Here is a 24,096-nt window from a genome sequence, read left to right as displayed (position 1 = left end):
CTTCTCGAGCTTGCGCCACACCCGGCAAGGGCCGCGTCATCACCGTCACTATCTTGTCCACCTGCCGCATCGCAGCGCACTGCGTCCCGACAGCCCCGCGATGGAGAGTCGCCCGTGAGTACACATAACCAAGCCGACCAGAAACCCGTGGCCCGCTACAAGCCCTACAAGGGACCGGCCGGCGGTTGGGGCGCCCTGATCAGCGTGGCCCAGGCCTGGCTGACCAGCGACAACGCCCTGAAGAACATCCGCATGATGCTCAAGACCAACCAGAACGGCGGCTTCGACTGCCCGGGCTGCGCCTGGGGCGACTCGCCGGAAAGCGGCATGGTCAAGTTCTGCGAAAACGGCGCCAAGGCAGTGAACTGGGAAGCCACCAAACGCCGGGTGGACGGCGCCTTCTTCGCCAAGCACAGCGTCAGCTCCCTGTTGGAACAGAGCGACTACTGGCTCGAATACCAGGGCCGGCTGACCGAGCCGATGAGCTACGACGCCGAGACCGACCGCTATCGTCCCATCAGTTGGGAAGACGCCTTCAGCCTGATCGCCCGGCACCTGCTGAACCTGCCGAGCCCGGACATGGCCGAGTTCTACACCTCGGGCCGGGCCAGCAACGAGGCGGCCTATCTCTACCAGCTGTTCGTGCGGGCCTACGGCACCAACAACTTCCCCGACTGTTCGAACATGTGCCACGAAGCCAGTGGCGTGGCCCTGGCGCAGAGCGTCGGGGTGGGCAAGGGCACGGTGACCTTCGACGACTTCGAGCACTCGGACGCGATCTTCGTCTGGGGCCAGAACCCCGGCACCAACCATCCGCGGATGCTCGAGCCCCTGCGCGAGGCGGTGAAGCGCGGCGCCCAGGTAGTGTGCGTGAACCCGCTGAAAGAGCGCGGCCTGGAACGCTTCCAGCACCCGCAGAACCCCCTGGAGATGCTCACCAACGGCAACCGTCCGACCAACACCGCGTACTTGCGCCCGGCCCTGGGTGGCGACATGGCGTTGCTGCGCGGCATGGCCAAGTTCCTCCTGCAATGGGAACGCGATGCGCAAAAGGCCGGGACCGCGGCCGTGTTCGACCACGACTTCCTCAACACCCACACCGCCCAGGTGCTGGAATACCTGGGCACCATCGACGACACCCCGTGGGAGCAGATCGTCGAGCAGTCGGGCCTGACCCTGGTGGAGATCGAGCAGGCGGCGCGCATGTACGCCAAGGGCAAGAACGTCATCATGTGCTGGGCCATGGGCATTACCCAGCATCGCCATTCGGTGGCGACCATCCAGGAAATCGCCAACCTGATGCTGCTGCGCGGCAACGTCGGCAGGCCCGGCGCCGGCCTGTGCCCGGTCCGCGGCCACAGTAACGTCCAGGGCGACCGCACCATGGGCATCAACGAGCGGCCGCCGGTGGCCTTCCTCGATTCCCTGGAGCGGCGTTTCCAGTTCAAGGTGCCCAGGGACAACGGCCATAACGTGGTCGAGGCGATTCACGCCATGCTCGAAGGCCGTTCCAAGGTATTCATCGGCCTTGGGGGCAACTTCGCCCAGGCCACTCCGGATAGCGAGCGGACGTTCCAGGCCCTGCGCAACTGCGACCTCACCGTGCAGATCAGCACCAAGCTCAATCGCAGCCACCTGGCCCACGGCAAGGATGCACTGATCCTGCCGTGCCTGGGCCGCACCGACATCGACCTGCAGGCCGGCGGTCCGCAAGCGGTGACCGTGGAAGACTCCTTCAGCATGGTCCACGCCTCCAACGGCCAATTGCAGCCGCTGTCGGTGCACATGCGTTCCGAACCCTGGATCCTCGCCGGCATCGCCTCGGCCACCCTGGGCAACCGCCCGGTGGACTGGAGCTGGCTGGCAGCAGACTACGGGCGCATCCGCGACCTGATCGCCGACACCATCCCGGGCTTCAAGGAATTCAACGAGCGGCTCAAGCACCCAGGCGGCTTCTACCTGGGCAACGCCGCCGGCGCCCGCCAATGGAACACCTCCTCGGGGCGCGCCAACTTCCGCGCCAACCTGCTGCCCAGGGACCTGATCGACGAACGCACCCGGGCCAGTGGCCAGTTGCCGGACCTGATCCTGCAGTCGATGCGCTCCCACGACCAGTACAACACCACCATCTACGGCCTCGATGACCGCTATCGTGGGGTCAAGGGCCAGCGCGACGTGCTGTTCGCCAACGAGGCGGACATCATCCGCCTGGGCTTCAAGCCGGGACAGAAAGCCGACATCGTGTCGTTGTGGAACGATGGCCGCGAACGGCGGGTCAAGGGTTTCACCCTGCTGGCCTTCGATATCCCGGCCGGCCAGGCCGCGGCCTACTACCCGGAGGTGAATCCGCTGGTACCGCTGGAAAGCACCGGAGACGGCAGCCACACCCCGACCTCCAAGTTCATCGCCATCCGCCTGGAAGCTGCCAGCGACAATGGCCTGATCATGGCCCGCTCGGCCTGATCCACCGCGTTTGCAACAGCGTTGTCCCAGGCACGAAAAAGGCCGCCCCTGCATGCAGGGAGCGGCCTTCGTCAAGTAACCGTAGACCTGCGAAAATCACTTAAGTTCCCCATTAAAAACAATAAGTTGCGAGATTGTGTACAACTCGTGCTATTCGTCGGATTTCGTTTGTAAGCCTCGCGGTACAGCCTCAGGATCGCGCCGTCATCCCTTTGAGGCTCATGTATGAAGTTCTCCTCGATTCTCTTGTTGTCCCTTGGCCTGGTCAGCGGCGTCGCCTCTGCCGGTGGCACCACTGAAGCAGGTGTGGGCGGCGCATTGGGCGGGGTTCTAGGCTCGGTGGTCGGCCAGCAACTGGGCGGCAATACCGGTTCGGCCATTGGCGCGGCCATCGGCGGCGCGGGCGGCAGCGCGGTCGGCGCCGACAAGCGCAGCCGTGGCCAGGCAGCCATCGGTGGCGCCTTGGGCGCGGCAGGCGGCAACGTCGTGGGCCGCAGCATGGGCGGTAACACCGGCAGCCTGATCGGTGCAGCGGCCGGCGGTGGTGCCGGCGGCGCACTGGGTAACTACATGGGTAACGAAAGCGCCCGGGAAGATCGCGAATACCGCCGCGATCGCGACCGCCGCTACTACCGCGACGGCCACCGTGGTCGTGGCCATGCCTATGGCCATCGCAAGCATCGTCACTACGATGACTGATCGACCCGGCACCCCGTAGCCGCTACCGCTCACTGGGCGCGAGGCCGAGGGCCTCGCCAGACCAGAGGCTGCGGCGCCGATCGCAGCCTGCAGCAGCGGCTACGGGTCCTGCAGTGCAATCAGGTTTCGAGACTCAGGCCACCAGCAGCTGTTCCAGGGCTGCGCGCAGGACCGCTGGAATCGGCACCGGAAGGTTCGACGCCCGATCCACGAACACATGGACGAAACGCCCCGCCGCGCACGGCTCCCCCTCCCCCAGCTTGAATACCGCCAGCTCGTATTGCACCGAGCTGTTGCCCAGCTTGCCGACCCGCAGGCCGACCTCGATACGTTCGGGATAGGCCACGGACGCGAAGTAATCGCAAGCCGAGCTGACCACGAACCCCACCACCTCGCCATCGTGGATATCCAGGCCACCCTGCTCGATCAGGTAGGTATTCACCGCCGTGTCGAAGAAGCTGTAGTAGGTGACGTTGTTCACGTGGCCGTAGACATCATTGTCGTGCCAGCGGGTGGTGATCGGCTGGAAATGGCGGTAGTCGCTGCGTTGTGGCACAGGCTCGGACATCAGGACGGTCTCCCATGGGTTGAGCGATTGGTCGCCGGGCATTTCACCCCAGGCGCCTAAACCTGGGCAAACCCTTTTCCTGCACTGGCCAGATCCTCAATCAACTGCGCCGGCCGCCAATGGGCACCATGCTCGGCTTCCAGGCGCAGCAACTGGCGCCGGACCTGCTCCAGGCCCAGGTTATCGGCCCATCTCATCGGCCCGCCCCGCTCCTTGGGAAAGCCATAACCGTTGAGATAGACCAGGTCGATGTCATGGGCCGAGCCGGCAATGCCTTCCTGGAGGATCTTCGCCCCCTCGTTGACCAGCGCCAGCAGGCAGCGCTCCAGGATCTCCTCGGGGCCGATGTCCCGCCGCTGGTAACCCAGGCCCTCGCTGACCTGCAGCACCAGCGCATCCACTTGCGGATCGTGTTCGGCCTGGCGGCTACCGGGCTCGTAATGGTAATAGCCATCGCCGCTTTTCTGACCGAAACGGCCCAGTTCGCACAGGCGATTGTCGACCTGGACCTGCGGCGCGTCCTGCCCGGCACCGGCCAGTTGCCGGGCACGCCAACCCAGGTCGATGCCCACCACGTCGTACATGCGAAACGGCCCCATGGCAAAACCGAACTCCTGCAAGGCGCCGTCCACCTGATAGGGAAAGGCCCCTTCCAGGAGCATCTTGCGGGCCTCGAGGACATAGGTGTTGAGCATGCGGTTGCCGATGAATCCGAAGCAGTTGCCAGCCACCACGCTGACCTTGCCCATGCGCTGGCCCAGGGCCAGGGCCGCATCCAGCACCGTCGGCGCCGTCCTGGCCGCGCGCACCACCTCCAGCAGCTTCATGATGTGCGCCGGGCTGAAGAAGTGCATTCCCAACACCTGGGGCGCCCGTTGGGTGACAGCGGCAATGGCATCGATATCCAGAGCCGAAGTGTTGCTGGCCAGGATCGCCGATGGCTTGAGGGCGGCGTCCAGCTGGCGAAAGATCTGCTGCTTGAGCTCGAGGTTCTCGTACACCGCCTCGATCACCAGGTCCACCTCCGCCAGCTGTGGATAACCTTCGGCAATGCCGATCCGTGCCAGCCGCGCGTCGGCTTCGGCCTGCTCGATACGGCCCTGGCGCACGTTGTGGGCATAAGTCTCGGCCACCGCCGCCAGCGCCTGCTGGAGCATCTGCGGGTCCTTGTCCAGCCACAGTACCGGCAGGCCGGCATTGGCCAGGCACATGGCGATGCCACGGCCCATGGTGCCGGCGCCAATCACCGCGGCGCGCTGAATATCGAATGCTGTCTGGCTCATGGCGGCTCTCCTTCCTGCAGGTGATCCTGGGTCAGGCACCACCATAGTCAGGCGAGCATCATTTTTGAAATTTATTCCTGTGATGCCCAACATTCAGCAGATGGATCGCCATAAGGAGCAAGGCACCCGGCTTCAGGCCGGCACATGGCTCTCGCACCATTGCCGTACCTCGGCGTAGGGATAGTCCTCCAACGCGGCGAACCCCGGGATACCACGGACCTTGAGCCTGGTGAACAACGGCACGCTGATGCCACAGAGAAAACGCGTCAGGCGCTCGGCCCCGGGAAGAACCCCGGTGTGCTGCTGGTGCCTGTGGATAAAGTCGCCACACAAGCCGGCGAAGTTCTTATCCACAAGCGCAGGCAGCGCGGGTGGCTCGGGCAAGCGCGCCACCTGGCCCCGGCACACCGAACAATGCCCACACTGCCGAGGTGCCTGCCGGTCACCGAAATACTCCGCCAACCGATGCCCCAGGCACTGCTCGCTGGCGAACAGGTCGAGCATGGCGTGGATCCGCGCGATCTCGCCAGCCTCATGGCGGGTGAAGTAGGCGTGCAGCTCGGCACTTAGCGCCGGCGCATCGAAGTCGCCCTGCAGCAGGCTGTAGACCTCGGTCATCTGCTTGCTTTCCAACTCCACCCAGCCTTTTTCCTGGAAGTAGTCCAGGGCCTTGACCACCCGTTGGCGCGGTGCCTGGCAGTGGTCGTAGAGCGCGTCGAAATCCACCGTGGCCCAGGTCCGAGCGCGGCTGGAGGTGTGCAGGATGGCCTCGACGAAGTCCCGCCGTTCACCTTCGAAACGCCCCAGTAGATCAGCCGGCTCCAGCAGCAACTTGAAGCGGTATTCGGCGAAATAGGCATAGCGCGGAGCGATCAGGCCGCGCAGTTCCAGTTGCACCAGCAGGGTCTTGAGCGGCAACTGGCGAATGTTGCTCTGGTCCGCCAAGGGGCCCAGCAACAGCTCCCACTGCCCGGTGGGCGCTGCGGCCAGCAACTCATCGAGAACGCAACGGATCCCGCTCAGCTCCGGGGTATCGCCATAAACGAAGTTCTCCAGCACGTTGAGACTGTCGCGGTTGGCCAGCACCAGGCAGTCCGAGGGTTGCCCATCGCGCCCGGCGCGGCCGATTTCCTGGCTGTAGTTCTCGATGGACTTGGGCAGGTCGAAATGCACGACGTTGCGAATATCGCTCTTGTCGATGCCCATGCCGAAGGCGATGGTGGCGACGATGCACTGGCTGTGTCCCTGCATGAAGCGGCGCTGGATCGCCTCACGCTGCTCATGGGGCAAACCGGCGTGGTAGGCCTGGGCGGCAATGCCCTGCTGGCCCAGGTACTCGGCGACCTGCTCGGCGGTCTTCTGCAAGGTCACGTAGACGATGCTCGGCTGCCCATTGCGCTCGCCCAGCCACTGCACCAGGCGCCGGCGCTTGTCGATCCCGGCGACCGGCTCCACCAGCAGGTTGAGGTTGGATCGATAGAAACCGGTGGTCACCACATCGGTGGCGGCGATGGCGAAGCGCGCCTGCATGTCGGCGATCACCTGGGGGGTGGCCGTGGCGGTCAACAGCAGGGCCTGGGGGATATTGAACTGGCGCTGGTAGTCCGGCAGCTTCAGGTAGTCGGGCCGGAAGTTGTGCCCCCACTCGGAAATGCAGTGGGCCTCGTCCACCACCAGCAAGGAGATGGGCACCTGCTGCAGGAAGTTGCGAAAGCGTTCGTTCTTCAGGCGTTCCACCGAGATCATCAGGATCTTCAGTTCCCCGGTGCGGGCGCGGGCCATCACCTGGTTGGCCTCATCGCGACCCTGGGCCGAATCGATGCTCGCCGCGGCGATGCCATGGCGCTGGAGAAAGGCCAGCTGGTCCTGCATCAAGGCCAGCAGCGGCGACACCACCAGGGTCAGGTGCGGCAGCAGCAGGGCCGGCAGCTGGTAGCACAGGGACTTGCCGGAACCGGTGGGAAAGATCGCCGCCGCCGAGCGCCCGGCCAGCACCGCGCTGATGGTGGCCTCCTGGCCCGGGCGAAAGCCTGGATAACCAAAGACCTGTTCGAGGGTGCTGTACATGGGAGTCACTCCTTTGACCGCTGACCGTCGTTGAAGACTAGCGCGGTGGGCCGGCGGATCGAGGAAAGGTCGTGGAGCAAAGCGCTACCGGATGATACCGGCACACCAGGGCGGTGGCCGGTTCATTGGCAAGTAGCGGCTAGCGCAGGCTGCGACAGTCCAGCCATTGCACGCCATTGTGCTGGTTGCCCTCGACCAGCAGCGGTACGGCCTGGGCCGCCTTGGGATGGACGTCGTGGAACAGCACGATGCCGCGCCGCCACAACAGCATCAGCGTCTGTACCCGCTGGGCGGCGGCCTGGGCGCTGACCTTCTTGCTCCAGTCCTGGGAATCGATGTTCCACAGCATCAGTTGCAGGCCGTGGCCCTTTAGGAAAACACCAGCGTCGGCGCGACGTTGCCCATAGGGCGGGCGAAACAACGGCAGGTATTCCCCTTCCAGGGAATGGCCGACCAGGCTGGCGCTGTCGACCAGGGAATCCTGCCACCGGCTCCAGGAGGCATGGGACTTGTGCTCCCAGCCATGCAGGCCCACGCATTGACCGTTGTAGAGCTCGCGCAACTGCTCGATCGAGGTCCGCTGCAAACGGGCCTGGAACGGCGCCCCCAGGACGAAGAACAGCCCATGCAGGTCATGGGCTTGCAGCACCGCCGCCAGCTCGTCGCTATGACCACCGCGCGGGCTGGGACCATCGTCGAAGGTCAGCAGGAACTGTCGGTCAGCCAGTTCGTCGCCCAGTCTTTCCGCTGGATCCATTCGCTGGATCTCGCTGCTGACCGTGGGAAACAGGGCCGCCAGGCGCAGTTGCTCATGCAGGTACTGCTGGTGGAAGCGCGAACTGGCCTGGGCCCAGGCATCGTAGGTGTCCTTGCTCTCGCCGGTGAAGCCGGCCACCAGCTGGCGCAACTCGGCGAGATTGCGCACGGGTTGGCAGAACGGTGCGCTGTCACAGTCGTGGCTGGCCAGACGATAGTTGACCAGCAGCAACTCCCAGAAGCGCTGGCGCACCCGCTCGATGGACTTGAGGTCCAGCTGCCGTACCCCGAGACGTTGCTTCAGGGCTCCCTCATCCAGCCTCTCACTGGCCAGCAAGGCCTTGCCGAACATCAGGATTTCCGCCCGGGAGGCGGTGTCGAAGTCCACCGAACTGGTCAGGGGCGTCGGCCAGCCACTGCGGTCGATGGTGGCGAACACCAGAGGGCCTGCCGCCTGGACCGAGACGCTGCACAGGCACAACGCCAACAGCCAGGGGAAAACAGCATTGCGCATATCAATCTCCATGAATGCACGGGACGCTCCTGCCAGCGCGCCGCGCAAAAACAACGTCCAGCCTGGGGCTCAGGGTTTTTGCAGCCGCTCTATGGCCTGGTCGTACACTGGGCTGGCCTTCTGCTCGCGGGCCTTGCGGTAATTCTCCAAGGCCATGGCCAACTGCCCGGCCCCCTCGAAGACCCGACCCATGTCGTAATAGGCACTGGCCCGGATCGTCGCCGCCGCCGGACCACTGGCCAGCGCGATGGCCTGACGGTCGGCGCGTATGGCCTCGTCGGGCCGGCTGTTCTTGCGCTGGCTCAAGGCCAGGTTGCTGTAGGCCTGGGCAAAACCCGGCGCCATTTCGATGGCCTCGCGGTAATAGATACCCGCCCCGCCGAAGTCGCCCTTGCGGTAGGCCTCTTCGCCCTTGCGGTTGAGCGCCTTGGCTTCGGCTGGGCCCATGTCCGCAGGCACTTGCTGGTCGCTGGTGCGCATCTGCTCGAGCAATGAATTCAGGTCGCTGTAGGTGCCGTTCGGTTCGCTGCTGGTCTGCGCCACCCGGTCGATATCCTCCATCTGGCCATCGGCATTCAGGCGGAACACGGCCCAGAGGTTGCCCTGGCGCTGCTCCGGTACAAGGTAGCTACGAATGAGGCTGGCGCCACGGTAGACGAAGACCTGGGCCCGGCTGCGGCCCAGGTGCAGGGACTCGGGATGGTTGCCATGGGTGAAGTCATGCACGGCATACAAGTAGGCCTCGCCGGGCAAGAGCTCATCGATGGTGATGGTCTCCGCGCCATGATGGTCATCGCTGGTTCTTTCCAGGCGCGCCCCGGGCCCTTGGCTGGCAACGAACGACAAGGCCTTGCGGGAATAGATCAGCCGGGCATCCAGGTCTTCGCCCGGGGCATCCCAGGTCAGCACCACCCGCAGGCTGGAGGGTTTGTCCATTACCGGACTCAGGGCGTAGACCAGGCCCTGGCAGGGGCATTGGGTTCGCAGGTCGGCGTAACCGGGCTTGCGGATCAGCAGCCCGCCGGCATCGCCAGGGACGTCCAGCACCACTCGCCCCTGGGCATCGGTAGCCCCCGCGACCAGGTTCGTACCCCGCTGCAACTGCACCTGGGCCTCGGCCACAGGCGAGCCCTTGGCCACGGCGTCCAGCACCTGGATCGACAACGGCTGGGCGTGCACCACGCTCATCACCATCCCTAGCCACAACACCGCCAACAGGCGCATACAAGCCATAGCAAAATCCCTGTAAACGAATCTGGCCGCAGCTCGAACGCGGCCTATCAACCAGCGGCGCACCATACACATTTTCGCCCGCCAATGCTCGACCCAGGGCAGGAAAATACTGCGCAATGGGATGCAGTCCAAAGTTCGCAGGGACTTGTGCGGATCTGCTGCGAGGGGCTTGAAAAACCACCACCGGATCGCCTTACACTCCATCCCTTCCAAGAACCGTAGCGAATCGCGACCATGCATCTGGCCCCCGGTTTTCCCGACGACGCGAACATGCGCCAGCTGATGCAGTTGCTGCATGAGGAGATCGGCCTGCCCGAGCGCAAGGCCTTGCATCTGAAGACCGCGATCAACCTTGACCTGGATTGCGATGGTGCCGATGCCCGGCATCTGTTGCTGGCCCTGGAAGAACAGTTCGAGCTCGACCTCGCCGACTTCGACAGCTATCGCTACTTCCAGCCCGAAGGTTTCGATCCACACCTCAAGCGCCGGGCCAAGGGCCGGGGCGACAAGCTGCCATTGACCATCGGCATGCTGTATCAGGCGATCAAGCTGCGCCGCTGGGACACCCGGGCGCTGGAAAGCCTCTAGGACCTACAACAATAAGACAAGGAAGAAACCGTGGATGTACTGATGGGGCTGCTCGCCGCCGTGCTTTGGGGCGGCACCGACTTTCTCGTGGGCCTGAATGTCCGGGCCGTGGGCGCCAAGCGCGCCGTGTTTTTCAGCCAGACACTGGGCGTGATCCTCATGAGCCTTTTGCTGGCACTCTTCCCCGCCTTCCTGTTCAAGGCCCTGGCCGCGCCGCTGGATGTCTGGCTGATGGGCATGCTCGCCGCCTGCTTCACCCTCTCCGGCGCCCTGGCCCTGGGCAAGGCCTTCGCCCTGGGCAAGGCCGCCATCATCGCCCCGCTGGTGACCTCCTACGGCGTGGTCACCACCCTGCTGTCCTGGGCCAGCGGCGAGCACATCAGCCTGGTCCAGTTGCTGTGCATCCTGGTCTGCGTGGTGGGGGTGATTCTCTCCAGCATTCATTCGGGCCCCAAGCTGCCGCAGAACACCGATGCCAGTCGCTCGATCGTCTATGCCCTGCTGTCGGCCTGCCTGTACGGCACCAGTTTCTGGTTGCAGGGGCGCTATACCCTGCCGCAACTGGGCCCGGTCAGCATGCTGTGGCTGGGTTACGTGGTGGGATCGAGCGTATCGCTGCTGATGATGCTCAAGGTCCCGGACGGCTTGAAGCTGCCCCCCCTGAAGAGCTGCGGCACCCTGGCCAGCTCCAGCCTGATGAACCTCGGCGCGTTCTTCGCCTTTTCCTGGGGCGCCATGCACGGCTCGGTGTCGGTGGTGACGGTGATCAGTACCTTGTCCGGCGGCATCGCCGCGGTGCTCAGCTACCTGTTCTTCAAGGAACGCCTGTCCAAGGTGCAAGTGACAGGAGTGGCGCTGGTGCTGCTGGGCGCGCTGGCGCTGCACTTGAAGGGCTGAGCCAGGGGTTGAAGCCAGGTAAACGTCCGCACCCGGAACGCCGCCCTGCCGATACGCGCGCACAAAAAAGCCGCCCCGAAGGGCGGCTTTTTCATGGCAGGTCGAGGCTTACAGCTTCGGGCCGGCAGCCTTGATGGCGTCGCTCACTTCGAACTTCTTGAAGTTCTCGATGAACAGGCCAGCCAGGGCCTTGGCAGCTTCGTCGTAGGCAGCCTTGTCAGTCCAGGTGTTGCGTGGGTTGAGCAGCTCGGTATCGACGCCCGGAACGGCTTTAGGCACGTCCAGGTTGATGATATCCAGGTGTTCGGTCTCGGCACCGACCAGGGCACCGCTCTGGATCGCTGCGATCACGCCACGGGTGGTCGGGATGTTGAAGCGCTTGCCGACGCCGTAGCCACCGCCGGTCCAGCCGGTGTTGACCAGGTAGACCTTGGAGCCGAAGCCGTTGATGCGCTTGATCAGCAGCTCAGCGTATTCGCCCGCCGGACGCGGGAAGAACGGTGCGCCGAAGCAGGTGGAGAAGGTCGACTTGATGCCGCCGCCCGAACCCATTTCGGTGGAACCGACCAGCGCGGTGTAGCCGGACAGGAAGTGGTAGGCCGCCTGCTCGTTGTTCAGGATCGACACCGGCGGCAGGACGCCAGTCAGGTCGCAGGTCAGGAAGATCACCGCGTTGGGCTCGCCACCCAGGTTGTGCTCGGAACGCTTCTCGACGTGTTCCAGCGGGTAGGCGGCGCGGGTGTTCTGGGTCAGGCTGGCATCGGCGTAGTCGGCGCGCTTGGCATCGTCCAGAACCACGTTCTCCAGCACGACGCCGTGCTTGATGGCTTTCCAGATGACCGGCTCGTTCTTCTCGGACAGGTCGATGCACTTGGCGTAGCAGCCACCTTCCATGTTGAACACCACGCCCTCGCCCCAGCCGTGCTCGTCGTCACCGATCAGGTAGCGGCTTTCGTCGGCCGACAGGGTGGTCTTGCCGGTACCCGACAGGCCGAAGAACAGGGTCACGTCGCCTTCTTCGCCGATGTTGGCGGCGCAGTGCATCGGCAGTACGTCGACAGCCGGCAGGAGGAAGTTCTGCACCGAGAACATGGCCTTCTTCATTTCACCGGCGTAGCGCATGCCGGCGATCAGCACTTTCTTCTGGGCGAAGTTGAGGATGACGCAGCCGTCGGAGTTGGTGCCGTCACGCTCGGGCACGCACTCGAAGTTGGCGACGTTGAGGATCTGCCACTCTTCGCGACCCGCCGGGTTGTACTGCTCCGGGGTGATGAACAGGCAACGGCCGAACAGGTTCTGCCAAGCGGTCTGGGTGGTCATCTTGACGGCCAGGTAGTGCTCGGCGGCAGCCCCTACGTGGACGTGGGAAACGAAGTGTTCCTGGGCGTTGTTGAACGCCTCGACGCGAGCCCACAGGGCATCGAACTTGTCAGCCGGGAACTTGCGGTTGATCGGGCCCCAGGCGATCGCATCCTGGGTGGAAGGCTCTTCGACGATGAAACGGTCCGCCGGCGAACGGCCAGTGCGGTGGCCAGTCTTGACCGTCAGCGCGCCAGTATCGGCCAACTCGCCTTCACCGCGGGACAGCGCTTCTTTTACCAGCTCATCGACGCTCAGGTCGGTGTACACGGTGTTCTTGGCTTGCGTCATGAGGTTCCCCGTCGTCGGCCAATGGCCGATTGCTCAAACGTTTTGTAGTAGAAACTCGCGCACTACTACCGCGAAAAAAGTGCGCCGGATTATGCCAGAAAAGCCCGAAAATAGTAGGGTCCTCCCGTCAGCATGGCGTAATTCCGGCGTTCGCTAGGTGATTTACCTTCGCTGAAACGTTTTAGTGACGAGTATCTGACGGTGACTCGACGCCCGCACCGGCGAACAATTGCGTGATGTCGGCTGCGTCGAACAGATAGCGCTGGTTGCAGAACTGACAATCGATCTCGACGCTACCGCCATGTTCGGCCACCAGTTGCTGCGCATCCTCCAGCCCCAGGCTGACCAGGGCATTGCCCGAGCGCTCGCGCGAGCAGCTGCAGCGAAAGCGCAGCGGCTGCACGTCGAACAGGCGCACGGCCTCCTCGTGGTACAGGCGATGGAGCACGGTTTCGTTGTCCAGGCTAAGTAGCTCATCGGCGGTCAGGGTGCTGGCCAGGGCGGTGAGGTGCTGCCAATTGGCATCGCGCTCCTCGGGATCGCGCAGGCGGTCGGCCGGCAGTTGCTGCAGCAGCAGGCCACGGGCATTGCGACCGTCGGCGTAGAGCCAGAAACGAGTGCCGGTCTGCTGCGACATGACGAAATAGTTGGTGAAGCATTCGGCCAGGGTGGCGCCGTCCAGGTCGACGATCCCCTGGTAGCGCTGGCCCTGGGTCGGGTCCACGGTCAAGGCCAGGACGCCATTGGGCATCATGTCGGCCAGGGTCGCATCCGCAGCGATCTGCGCCGCGTCGTAGCGGGCCAGGCCACGAATCTCGCGCTCACTGGAGCACTCGATCATCAGCAGGGGAACCGGGCCTTCGGAGCGAGCCTGGAGAATCAGCAGGCCGTCGAACTTCAAGGTACCGACCAGCAACGACGCCGCCGCCATCAGTTCGCCCAGCAGTTGCGCCACCGGCTCGGGATAGGCGTGCTTGGCAAGGACTTCGGCGTAGCTGCGCTCCAGCGTCACCAGTTCGCCACGGGCGTCGCTCTCATCGAAGATGAAGCGTTGGGTGAAGTCGGTATCCGGCAAATCAGTCATAGGTCTGGGCATCTGAAAGGTGACAAAAAGGTTACAAGCACCGAAAATTACGGTTTTGCACCATGAAGGTGCAGTTTTTGCGGTGATTGGAGATATTTTATGAACAATCCGGGTTTGTTCCAAGCAAGGTGGAACCTCGGCAAGCTGGTTCTGTGCAATGTACTCCCTTTGGCCCTGCTGGGTTTCTGGTTGTGGCCCACCGGGCAAGCGCTTTGCACGATGTTCGACGAGTGGCTGTTTCACCTGCTCAACGCTCCCCTCGCCAACAACTCCACCTGGCTGCATATCTGGGCCGTGGCCAGCCTGCGGCCGTTCGACGTGGTGGTGGGCCTGATCATGCTCGGCCTGCTGATCCGCGGTGACTGGGTCTTCAAGGCGGTGGACGTACGCCGCGCCTTCTTCGGTTTCCTGTCGATCCTGATCCTGATGGTGGTGATTCGCGCGCTGTTTTCCAAGCTGGTGGCCGTGATGAACTGGCAGCACAACAGCCCGTCCATGGTGCTCGAAGGTGCCGTGCACATGAGCGACTACTTCCCGGGCTGGGAAAAGACCTGGGAACTCAAGGACCGCTCCAGCCAGAGTTTCCCAGGCGACCATGCCTCGGTGTTGCTGATCTGGGGCCTGTTCATGGGCGTGTTCAGCCGCAGCGTCGGCCAGTTCCTGCTGGTCTGGGGCCTGACCCTGCTGTTCATGCTGCCGCGCCTGGTCGCCGGGGCCCACTGGGGCCAGGATGACTACATCGGCGGTGTGCTGCTGGCCGTACTGGCCCTCGGCTGGGGCTACTACACCCCCTACGCGGCACGGATGTCGAACTTCCTGCTGCGCCTGACCCACCCGCTGTTCAACCTGATGAGCCGAATGCCGGTGCTGTCGAACATGAGCGTGGTTCGCGCCAGCAGCCTGCTGCGCTAAGCCAGCCGCTGTGGCGAGGGCAGCCTGGGCAGGCTCCCTCGCCCTCCATCACTCATGGCTGCTGCCATGGAACTTGAATAGATCCCGACGCTGTTTCTTGGTGGGCTTGCCCTCGGTGCTCACGCCCAGGGCGCCTGCCTTGCGCTGGGCTGCGGCGGTCTCGCGCTTGGCGATGCTGGCCGGGGTCTCGACATAGAGCGCCTGTGCCTCGGGCGCGCCACGACGCACGATGGACAACGCCTGGACCACGACCGTGCGCTCGTCGAAACCGGTACGCAGCTCATACTCGTCGCCAACCCGCGGCTCCTTGCCCGGTTTGCAACGCTCGCCCCGGTGATGCACCTTGCCGCTTTCAATGGCCGCCTTGGCCAGGGCCCGGGTCTTGTAGAAGCGTGCTGCCCAAAGCCACTTGTCCAGGCGGACCTTGTCCTCTTCTTCCTGTTGCTGCTTTTGCGCCACGGTGATTCCTCTCGATGAAAAATATGGCAACGGTACGGCTCGCAGACGAGCTCTCGAAAACCTGACCGCTCGCCTAAAATACCTCAGGTTGCCCGAGGGACCGTCATGGAGATAACTATCGCCATTTGCCGCCGATTCTGCGTGAATACCGCGGTCTCGGACCAAGACCCGGGACAGACCGGGCGAACGTTCGGGAGATTGTCACAATCTATGCGGAGTCGGCAGTTAGAGTCGTCGCCGAGAAGGCACGCCAGCAGCGCTCGGCGTGCCCCTTCCGGCAAGCGTGGAGTCCACCTGGCGCAGGCTCGCCCCGACGCCCGGCCCGTATCAGAACCCTGGTCCGGAAAGACCAATTACGGATGTTCCTTTATTGAAGACCTTTGATCATTTGACCGTTGTCGGTCTACGCGAGTGGGTGGCGCTTCCCGACCTGGGAGTGGCCGGCTTGCGCGCCAAGATCGACACCGGCGCCAGCACCTCCAGCCTGCATGCCACCGAGATCGAGCCGTTCGAGCGCGACGGCCAGCAGTGGGTGCGTTTCAACGCGCACCTGGGCAGCGTGGTGCAATTGCGTCACCGGCGTTGCGAAGCGCCACTGGTGGCGATGAAGACCATCAAGAGCTCCAACGGCCAGGCCCAGGTCCGCTATGTGATCAGCACCACCCTGGCCCTGGGCGATCACGTGTGGCGGGTGGAGTTCACCCTCGCCTGCCGCAAGGCCATGCGCTATCGGTTGCTGCTGGGCTCCAAGGCCCTGATCGATGGCCAGCTGGTGGTCAATCCCGGCCTCAAGTACGTACAAGACAAACCGGTGTTCCCGGTATCCACTACCTCTGCCACAGGTGTTGCATGAAGATCGCCGTGCTGTCGCGTAATCCGCGTCTGTATTCCACTCGCCGCCTGGTCGAGGCCGGCACTGAGCGTGGCCATGAAATGGTAGTGATCGACACCCTGCGCGCCTACATGAACATCGCCAGCCACAAGCCGCAGATCCACTATCGCGGCAAGCCCCTGGAAGGCTTCGATGCGGTCATCCCGCGGATCGGCGCCTCGGTGACTTTCTATGGCTGCGCGGTGTTGCGCCAGTTCGAAATGATGGGGGTATTCCCTCTCAACGAATCGGTGGCCATCGCCCGCTCCCGGGACAAGCTGCGCTCGCTACAACTGCTGTCGCGGCGTGGCATCGGCTTGCCAGTGACCGGTTTTGCCCACTCCCCGGACGACATCCCCGACCTGATCGAGATGGTCAACGGCGCTCCGCTGGTGATCAAGGTGCTGGAAGGCACCCAAGGCATCGGCGTGGTGCTCTGCGAAACCGCCACTGCGGCGGAGTCGGTGATCGAGGCATTCATGGGCCTGAAGCAGAACATCATGGTCCAGGAGTACATCAAGGAAGCCGGCGGTGCCGACATCCGCTGCTTCGTGGTGGGCGACAAGGTGATCGCGGCCATGAAGCGCCAGGCCAAGCCCGGGGAGTTCCGCTCCAACCTGCACCGTGGCGGCAGCGCCAGCCTGATCAAGATCACCCCGGAAGAACGCATGACCGCGCTGCGAGCGGCCAAGGTCATGGGCCTGAGCGTGGCCGGGGTGGACATCCTGCGCTCCAATCACGGGCCGCTGGTGATGGAGGTCAACTCCTCCCCGGGCCTGGAAGGCATCGAGACCACCACCGGCAAGAACGTGGCGGGGATCATCATCGAGCACATCGAGAAGAATGGCGGGCCGAACATGACCCGCACCAAGGGCAAAGGTTAAAGGCAGTTACAAGCGGCGAGCTTCAAGCGGCAAGATAAGAGCTTGCAGCTTGAAACTGGCCTCTGCCGCTAATCCGCATCACGTGGCAACAGCAGGCCCAACGGCAGGCGCACCCGCGCCTCCAGCCCGCCGTCCGGGCGGTTGCGCAGCTCGACATTACCGCCATGCATGGCGGCGATCCGCTTGACGATGGCCAGCCCCAGGCCAGTGCCCTTGCCGCCCCGGGCGCGATCGCCACGGGTGAAGGGGTTGAAGATCGCTTCCAGCTCCGAAGGGTCGATCCCCGCGCCACGGTCCATCACGCTCAGCACCACATAGGGCGCGTTGACGTCGCCCGACAGGTGGGCGGCGACTTCCACGTCCGTCCCCGCATGATTCAGGGCGTTGCCAATCAGGTTGTTGAGCAGGCGCTTCATCGAGACCCGGCGCAAGGGGAACGCCTGGATCGGCTCCAGGCGCAGGTGCACCCGCTCCTGGTTCTGGTTGTAGGGCGCCGCCACTTCCCGCACCAGGTCGTTGAGGTCCACCTCCTCCACCGACTCGTCGCGACCATCGCGGATGAAGGCCAGGAACTGATCGAGGATGGCGTCCATGTCCTCGATGTCGCGCACCATGTCGTCGGTCAGCTCGGTGTGATCGCCCATCAGTTCCAGTGACAGGCGCAAGCGGGTCAGCGGCGTACGCAAGTCATGGGACACCCCGGCCAGCATCAGCTCGCGCTCGCGCCCGGCCTGTTCCACATCCTCGGCCATCTGGTTGAAGGCGCGGTACACCTCGGTCATTTCACTCGGAGTGTCGCTGATGGGCAGGCGCACACTACGCCCCTGGCCCAGTTGCCGGGCAGCGTAGACCAGGCGCTTGAGCGGCTGGTTGAGCTGGCTGACGAATATCCACGCCGACGCGGTGGACAACAAACCGATGGCCAGGAACCAGCCCAGCACGCTCCAGATCTTCTGCCCGCGCAACGGGTGTGGATACAGCGGTACCTTGAGCCAACCATCGCCCAGGCTCGGCGCCCGGACCCAAAGCGCCGGCGGCGCATGCATGCGTAGCCGCACCTCGGTGTCGGCCCCCAGCTCCGCCTGCATCTGCCGCTGGTAGATCTCGCTGTAGGGCCAGTGCTGCTCGCCGGCCGGCACGCCGCTGCCCACCACCTTGATCAGGCCGGCGGCCTCGGCGATCTGGTCGCGGTTGGATTCATCGGCGGCCCAATAGGCGCGCAGGGTGAGGGCTACGCCATGGCTGTACTGCCGGTCCACCAGCACGTCCTCGTTCATCAGCAGATAAACCAGGGTCAATGCCTTGGAGAACAGCACCACGATCAGCACCAGCCACAGGGTGCGGGAGAAGAAACTCTGGGGGAACCACAAGGGGGTTTTCATGACAGCCAATACACACTTTGCAGGAGCGAGTCGCGCTCGCAGCGTTGCGGAATGCGAACGCCCGGGTCAGGGCCCGGGCGCTCGCTCCTACAAATCACCGATCACTTGGTCGCTGTGCCATCCGGCACGAACACATAACCCACGCCCCAGACGGTCTGGATATAACGTGGCTTGGAAGGATCGGGTTCGATCATCCGGCGCAGGCGGGAGATCTGCACATCGATGGAGCGCTCCAGGGCGTCCCATTCGCGGCCCCGGGCCAGGTTCATCAGCTTGTCGCGGGTCAGCGGCTGGCGCGCGTTCATCACCAGCGCCTTGAGTACCGCGAACTCACCGGTGGTGAGCATGTGCACCTCGTCGCCGCGCTTGAGCTCGCGGGTGGCCAGGGACAGTTCGTAGTCACCGAAGGTCACGCTTTCGTCTTCGCTGCCCGGGGCACCAGGAACAGGTGCCGACTGGCGACGCAGCACGGCCTTGACCCGGGCCATCAGCTCGTCGGGGTTGAACGGCTTGGCCAGGTAGTCGTCAGCGCCCAGTTCCAGGCCCTTGATACGGCTCAATTCGTCACCCTTGGCGGTGAGCATGATGATCGGGATCTGGTTGTTCGCGCCACGCAGGCGGCGGCAGGCGGTCAGGCCGTCTTCGCCGGGCAGCATCAGGTCGAGGACGACCAGGTTGAATACCTCGCGACCCAGCAGGCGGTCCATCTGCTCGGTGTTCGGGACCGCGCGGGCACGGTAGCCCTTGCTGACGAAGAAACGCTCCAGCAGGCTGCTCAGCCCCGGGTCATCGTCAACAATAAGAATTTTTTCGCCTTCAGCAGTTTGTGCAGTGCTGCTCATTGGATGCTCCTCTAATCTCGGTGCGCATTATGGCGTAGCTGCCGCTATGCGCACCGTGTGCATTGTTAGCAGATTTTTCCTCCATAGCCAGCAAACCCGCTGTCGGCCTGAGGTCGGCGATCGCTTCACAGCTGGGTATAATGCGCCGCCTTTTGTGTCGGGCAACCCTTGATCAGTACCCAGCGGTCGCTTTGTTTTTTGCCACGACCGGCAGCATTTCCACTATTTCACGGGTCAACAGCCAGCCTTTTGATCCAGGTGGCGGCGCGTACCAGGCCGCTCAACCAGACTCGCCGGGCTTTTTCGTCGTACCCGCGAGCCTGCTTTCACACATTTGCCAGGTGGTTTTATGGACAGCATCAACAGCCGCATTGCCGAGGAACTCGGCGTACGCCCACAACAGGTCGAAGCGGCCGTCGCCCTATTGGATGAAGGCTCCACCGTGCCCTTCATCGCCCGTTACCGCAAAGAAGTCACCGGCAGCCTCGATGACACCCAACTGCGTCATCTGGAAGATCGCCTGCGCTACCTGCGCGAACTCGACGAGCGTCGCGCCAGCATCCTGGCCAGCATCGAGGAACAGGGCAAGCTGACCCCGGAACTGGCTCGCGAAATCAAGTTGGCCGACACCAAGACCCGCCTCGAAGACCTCTACCTGCCGTACAAGCAGAAGCGCCGCACCAAGGGCCAGATCGCCCTGGAAGCCGGCCTCGGCGAGCTGGCCGATGGCCTGTTCAACGACCCGAGCCTGGCTCCGGAAACCGAAGCTGCACGCTTCGTCGATGGGGAAAAAGGCGTGGCCGACATCAAGGCCGCCCTGGAAGGTGCCAAGTACATCCTCATGGAGCGCTTCGCCGAAGACGCCGGCCTGCTGGACAAGCTGCGCAACTTCCTCAAGCAGGAAGCCACCCTCAGCGCCCGCGTGGTGGCTGGCAAGGAAGAGGAAGGCGCGAAGTTCCGCGACTACTTCGAACACGACGAACCGCTCAAGAGCATGCCGTCGCACCGCGCCCTGGCGATCTTCCGCGGGCGCAACGAAGGCATCCTCAGCTCCGCGCTGAAGGTCGGCGACGAGCTGCCAGGCACCATGCACCCCTGCGAAGGCATGATCGGCCAGCATGTGGGCATCCAGAACCAGAACCGCCCGGCCGACAAGTGGCTCGGCGAAGTGGTGCGCTGGACCTGGAAGGTCAAGCTCTACACCCACCTGGAGACCGACCTCTTGGGCGAGCTGCGCGACGGCGCCGAGACCGAGGCGATCAACGTCTTCGCCCACAACCTGCACGACCTGCTGCTGGCCGCCCCGGCCGGCCCGCGCGCCACCCTGGGCCTGGACCCGGGCCTGCGGACCGGCTGCAAGGTGGCGGTAGTGGACGCCACCGGCAAGCTGCTGGACCACGCCACCGTCTACCCCCACGTACCGCACAACAAGTGGGACCAGACCATCGCCACCCTGGCCGCCCTGTGCGCCAAGCACTCGGTGGACCTGATCGCCATCGGCAACGGCACCGCCAGCCGCGAGACCGACAAGCTGGCCGCCGACCTGATCAAGAAGTACCCGGCCATGCGCATGACCAAGGTCATGGTCTCCGAAGCCGGCGCCTCGGTGTACTCGGCCTCGGAATTGGCGGCCAAGGAGTTCCCGGACCTGGACGTGTCGATCCGTGGCGCGGTGTCCATCGCTCGCCGCCTGCAGGATCCGCTGGCGGAGCTGGTGAAGATCGATCCGAAGTCCATCGGTGTCGGCCAGTACCAGCACGACGTCTCGCAGCTGAAGCTGGCCCGAGGCCTGGACGCGGTAGTGGAAGACTGCGTGAACGCCGTGGGCGTCGACGTCAACACCGCCTCCGTGGCCCTGCTGGCGCGGATCTCCGGCCTCAACGCGACCCTGGCACAGAACATCGTCAGCCACCGCGACGAACACGGTGCCTTCAAGACTCGCGCCGCCCTGAAGAAAGTCGCCCGCCTGGGTGAAAAGACCTTCGAACAGGCCGCCGGCTTCCTGCGTGTAATGAACGGCGACAACCCACTGGACGCCTCGGCGGTGCACCCGGAAGCCTATCCGCTGGTACAGCGCATCGCCGCCGACACCGGCCGTGACATCCGCTCGCTGATCGGCGACAGCGGCTTCCTCAAGCGCCTGGAGCCATCGAAGTTCACCGACGAGACCTTCGGCCTGCCCACTGTCACCGACATCCTCCAGGAACTGGACAAACCCGGCCGCGACCCGCGCCCCGAGTTCAAGACCGCCGAGTTCCAGGAAGGCGTCGAAGACCTCAAGGACCTGCAACTGGGGATGATCCTCGAAGGCGTGGTGACCAACGTCACCAACTTCGGTGCCTTCGTCGATATCGGCGTGCACCAGGACGGCCTGGTGCACATCTCGGCGCTGTCGGAGAAATTCATCAAGGACCCGCGTGAAGCGGTGAAGGCCGGCGACGTAGTCAAGGTCAAGGTCATGGAAGTGGATATCCCGCGCAAGCGCGTGGGCCTGTCGATGCGCATGAGCGACACCCCGGGCGAGAAAATCGACGGTGCCCGCGGCTCCCGCCCAGGTTCGGCGCCGCGCTCCTCCCAGGGCAACGCCCCGCGCAAGGAAACCACCGCTGCGGCGCCGACCAACAACGCCATGGCCTCGCTGTTCGCCAACGCCAAGCAGTTGAAGAAGCGCTGATGGAGATTCCAGCCGGCCTGACCGAGAGCGCCTTCAGCCAACTGCTCGGCTGCCGCCTGCAACGCCTGGAGGTGGGCGAGGCGGACGTGGCCCTGGAGCTGACCCCGACATTGCGCAATCGCGGGCAGAAGCTCCACGGCGGGGCGATCTTCAGCCTGGTGGACATTGCCATGGGCCTGGCCTGTTCCAGCACCCATGGCTTCGACCAGCAGAGCGCCACCATCGAGTGCAAGATCAACTACATCCGCGCCGTGGCCGAGGGCGAGGTGTTGTGCCGGGCCAAGGTGATCCACCCCGGCCGCCGCACCCTGGTGGTCGAGGCGGATGTGATCCAGGGCGATAAACTGGTCGCAAAAGCACAAGGCACCTTCGCGGTCCTATAGCTGCCCGTCATCGAATTGGGTTAATTTCGGCGCTGCGAAAGCGGCGTCGGGGTTTTCCTGCCCACGCTAGAGCCAGATTCAGGGACGGAGCACTGGCGTTTTCAGGTGAGTCGGCTTGACTCAGGAACCAGGCGAAAACGCCAGTTTTAACTCCACCCTTGTAGACCGTCCTGCCCACCCCCATATTGGGGCGACTGACGCGTGAAGGAATCCAACTTGAGCGAACTTCTCAACCGCCGCCTGGCCTTGCTCGGCGAGCGCGCTAACCTCTCCCTGCTCGAGCAGTGCCTGCACGGCATCGAACGTGAATGCCTGCGGGTTACCGGCGAAGGCCGCCTGGCCCAGACCCCGCATCCGGAAGAACTGGGTTCCGCGCTGACCAACGAACAGATCACCACCGACTATTCCGAGTCGCTGCTGGAGTTCATCACCCCGGCCCTCAAGGACCCGGCGGACACCCTGGCCAGCCTCGACAAGATCCATCGCTTCGCCTACAGCAAGCTCGGCAACGAGTACCTGTGGAGTCCATCGATGCCGTGCCCACTGCCGGCCGAGGAAGACATCCCGATCGCCTACTACGGCACCTCCAATATCGGCCAGCTCAAGTACGTCTACCGCAAGGGCCTGGCCCTGCGCTACGGCAAGACCATGCAGTGCATCGCCGGCATCCACTACAACTTCTCCCTGCCCGAGCCGTTGTGGCCGCTGCTCAGGGAGGCCGAGGGCTTCGTCGGCACCGATCGTGACTACCAGTCCGCCGCCTATATCGCCCTGATCCGCAACTTCCGCCGCTACAGCTGGCTGCTGATGTACCTGTTCGGCGCCTCGCCGGCCCTGGATGCGGGTTTCCTGCGGGGCCGCTCGCACCAGCTGGAGCAGTTCGACGCCGAGACCCTGTACCTGCCCTACGCCACCAGCCTGCGCATGAGCGACCTGGGCTACCAGAGCAAGGCCCAGGCCGGCCTGACCCCTTGCTACAACGATCTGAACAGCTACACCGACAGCCTGCGCAAGGCGGTGGCCACGCCCTATGCACCCTACGTGGAGGTCGGCACCCACAAGGATGGCGAGTGGGTCCAGCTGAACACCAACATCCTGCAGATCGAAAACGAGTACTACTCCAACATCCGTCCCAAGCGCGTGACCTACACCGGCGAACGGCCGATCCAGGCCCTGATGGCCCGGGGCGTGCAGTACGTGGAAGTGCGCTGCCTGGACATCAACCCGTTCCTGCCCCTGGGCATCGACGTGCAGGAAGCCCGCTTCCTCGACGCCTTCCTGCTGTACTGCGCCCTCAACGACAGCCCGCTGCTGGAGAACACCGAGTGCGGCAACGCCACCTCGAACTTCCTCAGCGTGGTCAAGGAAGGCCGGCGTCCGGGCCTGCAGTTGCAGCGTCGCGGGCAAGCGGTGGACATGAAGGAATGGGCCGCCGAGCTGCTGGAGAACATCGCCCCGCTGGCCGCCCTGCTGGACCAGAGCCACGGTAGCGATGAGCACAGCAAGGCGCTGGACGCCCAGCTGGCCAAGGTCAAGGATTCGTCCCTGACGCCATCGGCCCAGGTCCTGGCGGCCATGACCGAGCACAAGGAGAGCTTCAGCCAGTTCTCCCTGCGCCAGAGCCTGGCCCACGCCGAGCATTTCCGTAGCCAGGCCCTGGCCAAGGAAGAGCAGGCGGCGTTCGAAGACGCGGCGCGCAAGTCCCTGGAACAGCAGGCCGAACTGGAACAGAACGAAGTGGGGGATTTCGACGTCTTCGTCGGTGCCTACCAGGCCAGCATCCTGGCCATCAGCAACTGATAGATACACCGCGCTGCATGCATCGCGAGCAAGCTTCGCTCCTACACGGCACCGTCCTGTAGGAGCGAGCGGCGGCGATCCGGCTTG

General features: G+C 64.2%; 20 protein-coding genes. 10 read left to right on the top strand and 10 right to left on the bottom strand.

What is annotated here, in order from left to right; all coding sequences use genetic code 11:
• Nucleotides 1–114: 114 nt before the first annotated feature.
• Nucleotides 115–2,463: an FdhF/YdeP family oxidoreductase gene (locus AC3WK8_RS12355; protein WP_085598142.1), complete on the top strand. Its 2,349-nt coding sequence runs from the start codon at nt 115–117 to the stop codon at nt 2,461–2,463.
• Between the two features lie 225 nt (nt 2,464–2,688).
• Nucleotides 2,689–3,162, top strand: coding sequence for a glycine zipper domain-containing protein (locus AC3WK8_RS12350; RefSeq protein WP_085598141.1), 474 nt, complete (start codon nt 2,689–2,691; stop codon nt 3,160–3,162).
• 133 nt (nt 3,163–3,295) lie between these two features.
• Here AC3WK8_RS12350 and AC3WK8_RS12345 read toward each other — a convergent pair whose 3' ends face one another.
• From AC3WK8_RS12345 to AC3WK8_RS12325, 5 genes are all read right to left on the bottom strand, one after another.
• Nucleotides 3,296–3,730 carry an acyl-CoA thioesterase gene (locus AC3WK8_RS12345; protein ID WP_031321646.1) on the bottom strand — a complete coding sequence of 145 codons (435 nt, stop codon included), beginning with the start codon at nt 3,728–3,730 and terminating at the stop codon, nt 3,296–3,298.
• 56 nt (nt 3,731–3,786) lie between these two features.
• Nucleotides 3,787–5,013 carry a 3-hydroxyacyl-CoA dehydrogenase gene (locus AC3WK8_RS12340; protein ID WP_103324754.1) on the bottom strand — a complete coding sequence of 409 codons (1,227 nt, stop codon included), beginning with the start codon at nt 5,011–5,013 and terminating at the stop codon, nt 3,787–3,789.
• Between the two features lie 132 nt (nt 5,014–5,145).
• Nucleotides 5,146–7,080 carry a RecQ family ATP-dependent DNA helicase gene (locus tag AC3WK8_RS12335; RefSeq protein ID WP_103324755.1) on the bottom strand — a complete coding sequence of 645 codons (1,935 nt, stop codon included), beginning with the start codon at nt 7,078–7,080 and terminating at the stop codon, nt 5,146–5,148.
• Between the two features lie 139 nt (nt 7,081–7,219).
• Nucleotides 7,220–8,350, bottom strand: coding sequence for a polysaccharide deacetylase family protein (locus AC3WK8_RS12330; protein WP_103324756.1), 1,131 nt, complete (start codon nt 8,348–8,350; stop codon nt 7,220–7,222).
• 69 nt (nt 8,351–8,419) lie between these two features.
• A complete protein-coding gene (locus tag AC3WK8_RS12325) occupies nt 8,420–9,583 on the bottom strand; it encodes a tetratricopeptide repeat protein (protein ID WP_103324757.1) in 1,164 nt (387 codons plus the stop codon).
• 234 nt (nt 9,584–9,817) lie between these two features.
• Between AC3WK8_RS12325 and AC3WK8_RS12320 the strand changes: the two genes are divergently transcribed.
• Both AC3WK8_RS12320 and AC3WK8_RS12315 read left to right on the top strand, forming a co-directional pair.
• Nucleotides 9,818–10,171, top strand: a complete 354-nt coding sequence (locus tag AC3WK8_RS12320; protein ID WP_103324758.1) for a DUF1493 family protein — start codon at nt 9,818–9,820, stop codon at nt 10,169–10,171.
• A gap of 42 nt (nt 10,172–10,213) precedes the next feature.
• Entirely contained in the window at nt 10,214–11,068 is an 855-nt protein-coding gene (locus AC3WK8_RS12315) for an EamA family transporter (RefSeq protein ID WP_152899190.1), read from the top strand.
• Between the two features lie 108 nt (nt 11,069–11,176).
• Here the strand turns inward: AC3WK8_RS12315 and AC3WK8_RS12310 are convergent, their stop codons facing one another.
• Nucleotides 11,177–12,718 carry a phosphoenolpyruvate carboxykinase gene (locus AC3WK8_RS12310; protein ID WP_022644214.1) on the bottom strand — a complete coding sequence of 514 codons (1,542 nt, stop codon included), beginning with the start codon at nt 12,716–12,718 and terminating at the stop codon, nt 11,177–11,179.
• A 181-nt stretch (nt 12,719–12,899) separates the two neighbouring features.
• On the bottom strand, nt 12,900–13,802 hold the full coding sequence (gene hslO, locus AC3WK8_RS12305) for an Hsp33 family molecular chaperone HslO (protein WP_022644213.1): 903 nt from the start codon (nt 13,800–13,802) through the stop codon (nt 12,900–12,902).
• 99 nt (nt 13,803–13,901) lie between these two features.
• Between hslO and AC3WK8_RS12300 the strand changes: the two genes are divergently transcribed.
• The gene (locus tag AC3WK8_RS12300; protein WP_085598135.1) at nt 13,902–14,714 is read left to right on the top strand and encodes a phosphatase PAP2 family protein; all 813 of its coding nucleotides are present in this window, start codon (nt 13,902–13,904) and stop codon (nt 14,712–14,714) included.
• Between the two features lie 48 nt (nt 14,715–14,762).
• On the opposite strand, the gene AC3WK8_RS12295 is transcribed toward AC3WK8_RS12300, so the two are convergent.
• A complete protein-coding gene (locus AC3WK8_RS12295; protein WP_053132677.1) occupies nt 14,763–15,173 on the bottom strand; it encodes an RNA-binding S4 domain-containing protein in 411 nt (136 codons plus the stop codon).
• Between the two features lie 370 nt (nt 15,174–15,543).
• Between AC3WK8_RS12295 and rimB the strand changes: the two genes are divergently transcribed.
• Entirely contained in the window at nt 15,544–16,026 is a 483-nt protein-coding gene (gene rimB / locus AC3WK8_RS12290) for a retropepsin-like aspartic endopeptidase RimB (RefSeq protein WP_022644210.1), read from the top strand.
• Nucleotides 16,023–16,928 (top strand): 30S ribosomal protein S6--L-glutamate ligase, encoded by a 906-nt coding sequence (gene rimK, locus AC3WK8_RS12285; RefSeq protein ID WP_022644209.1) that lies wholly within the window; start codon nt 16,023–16,025, stop codon nt 16,926–16,928. The genes rimB and rimK overlap by 4 nt, the downstream gene beginning before the upstream one ends.
• A 68-nt stretch (nt 16,929–16,996) precedes the next feature.
• Here rimK and AC3WK8_RS12280 read toward each other — a convergent pair whose 3' ends face one another.
• A complete protein-coding gene (locus AC3WK8_RS12280) occupies nt 16,997–18,310 on the bottom strand; it encodes an ATP-binding protein (RefSeq protein ID WP_085598133.1) in 1,314 nt (437 codons plus the stop codon).
• Nucleotides 18,311–18,411: 101 nt separating this feature from the next.
• Nucleotides 18,412–19,152: an osmolarity response regulator transcription factor OmpR gene (gene ompR, locus AC3WK8_RS12275; RefSeq protein WP_022644207.1), complete on the bottom strand. Its 741-nt coding sequence runs from the start codon at nt 19,150–19,152 to the stop codon at nt 18,412–18,414.
• 349 nt (nt 19,153–19,501) lie between these two features.
• Here ompR and AC3WK8_RS12270 point away from each other — a divergent pair, with 349 nt between their 5' ends.
• The 3 genes from AC3WK8_RS12270 to gshA all read left to right on the top strand — a co-directional run bounded on the left by AC3WK8_RS12270 (nt 19,502) and on the right by gshA (nt 24,009).
• Entirely contained in the window at nt 19,502–21,826 is a 2,325-nt protein-coding gene (locus tag AC3WK8_RS12270; protein ID WP_103324759.1) for a Tex family protein, read from the top strand.
• On the top strand, nt 21,826–22,209 hold the full coding sequence (locus AC3WK8_RS12265) for a PaaI family thioesterase (protein ID WP_103324760.1): 384 nt from the start codon (nt 21,826–21,828) through the stop codon (nt 22,207–22,209). Before AC3WK8_RS12270 ends, AC3WK8_RS12265 begins: the two co-directional genes overlap by 1 nt.
• Nucleotides 22,210–22,425: 216 nt before the next feature.
• Nucleotides 22,426–24,009 carry a glutamate--cysteine ligase gene (gene gshA / locus AC3WK8_RS12260; protein ID WP_022644204.1) on the top strand — a complete coding sequence of 528 codons (1,584 nt, stop codon included), beginning with the start codon at nt 22,426–22,428 and terminating at the stop codon, nt 24,007–24,009.
• The last annotated feature ends 87 nt before the right edge of the window (nt 24,010–24,096 follow it).

It is taken from the genome of Pseudomonas sp. FW507-12TSA, from assembly GCF_058781435.1.
The sequence above is the reverse complement of the archived record's forward strand: the minus strand, read 5'-3'. Positions and strand labels throughout refer to the sequence as shown.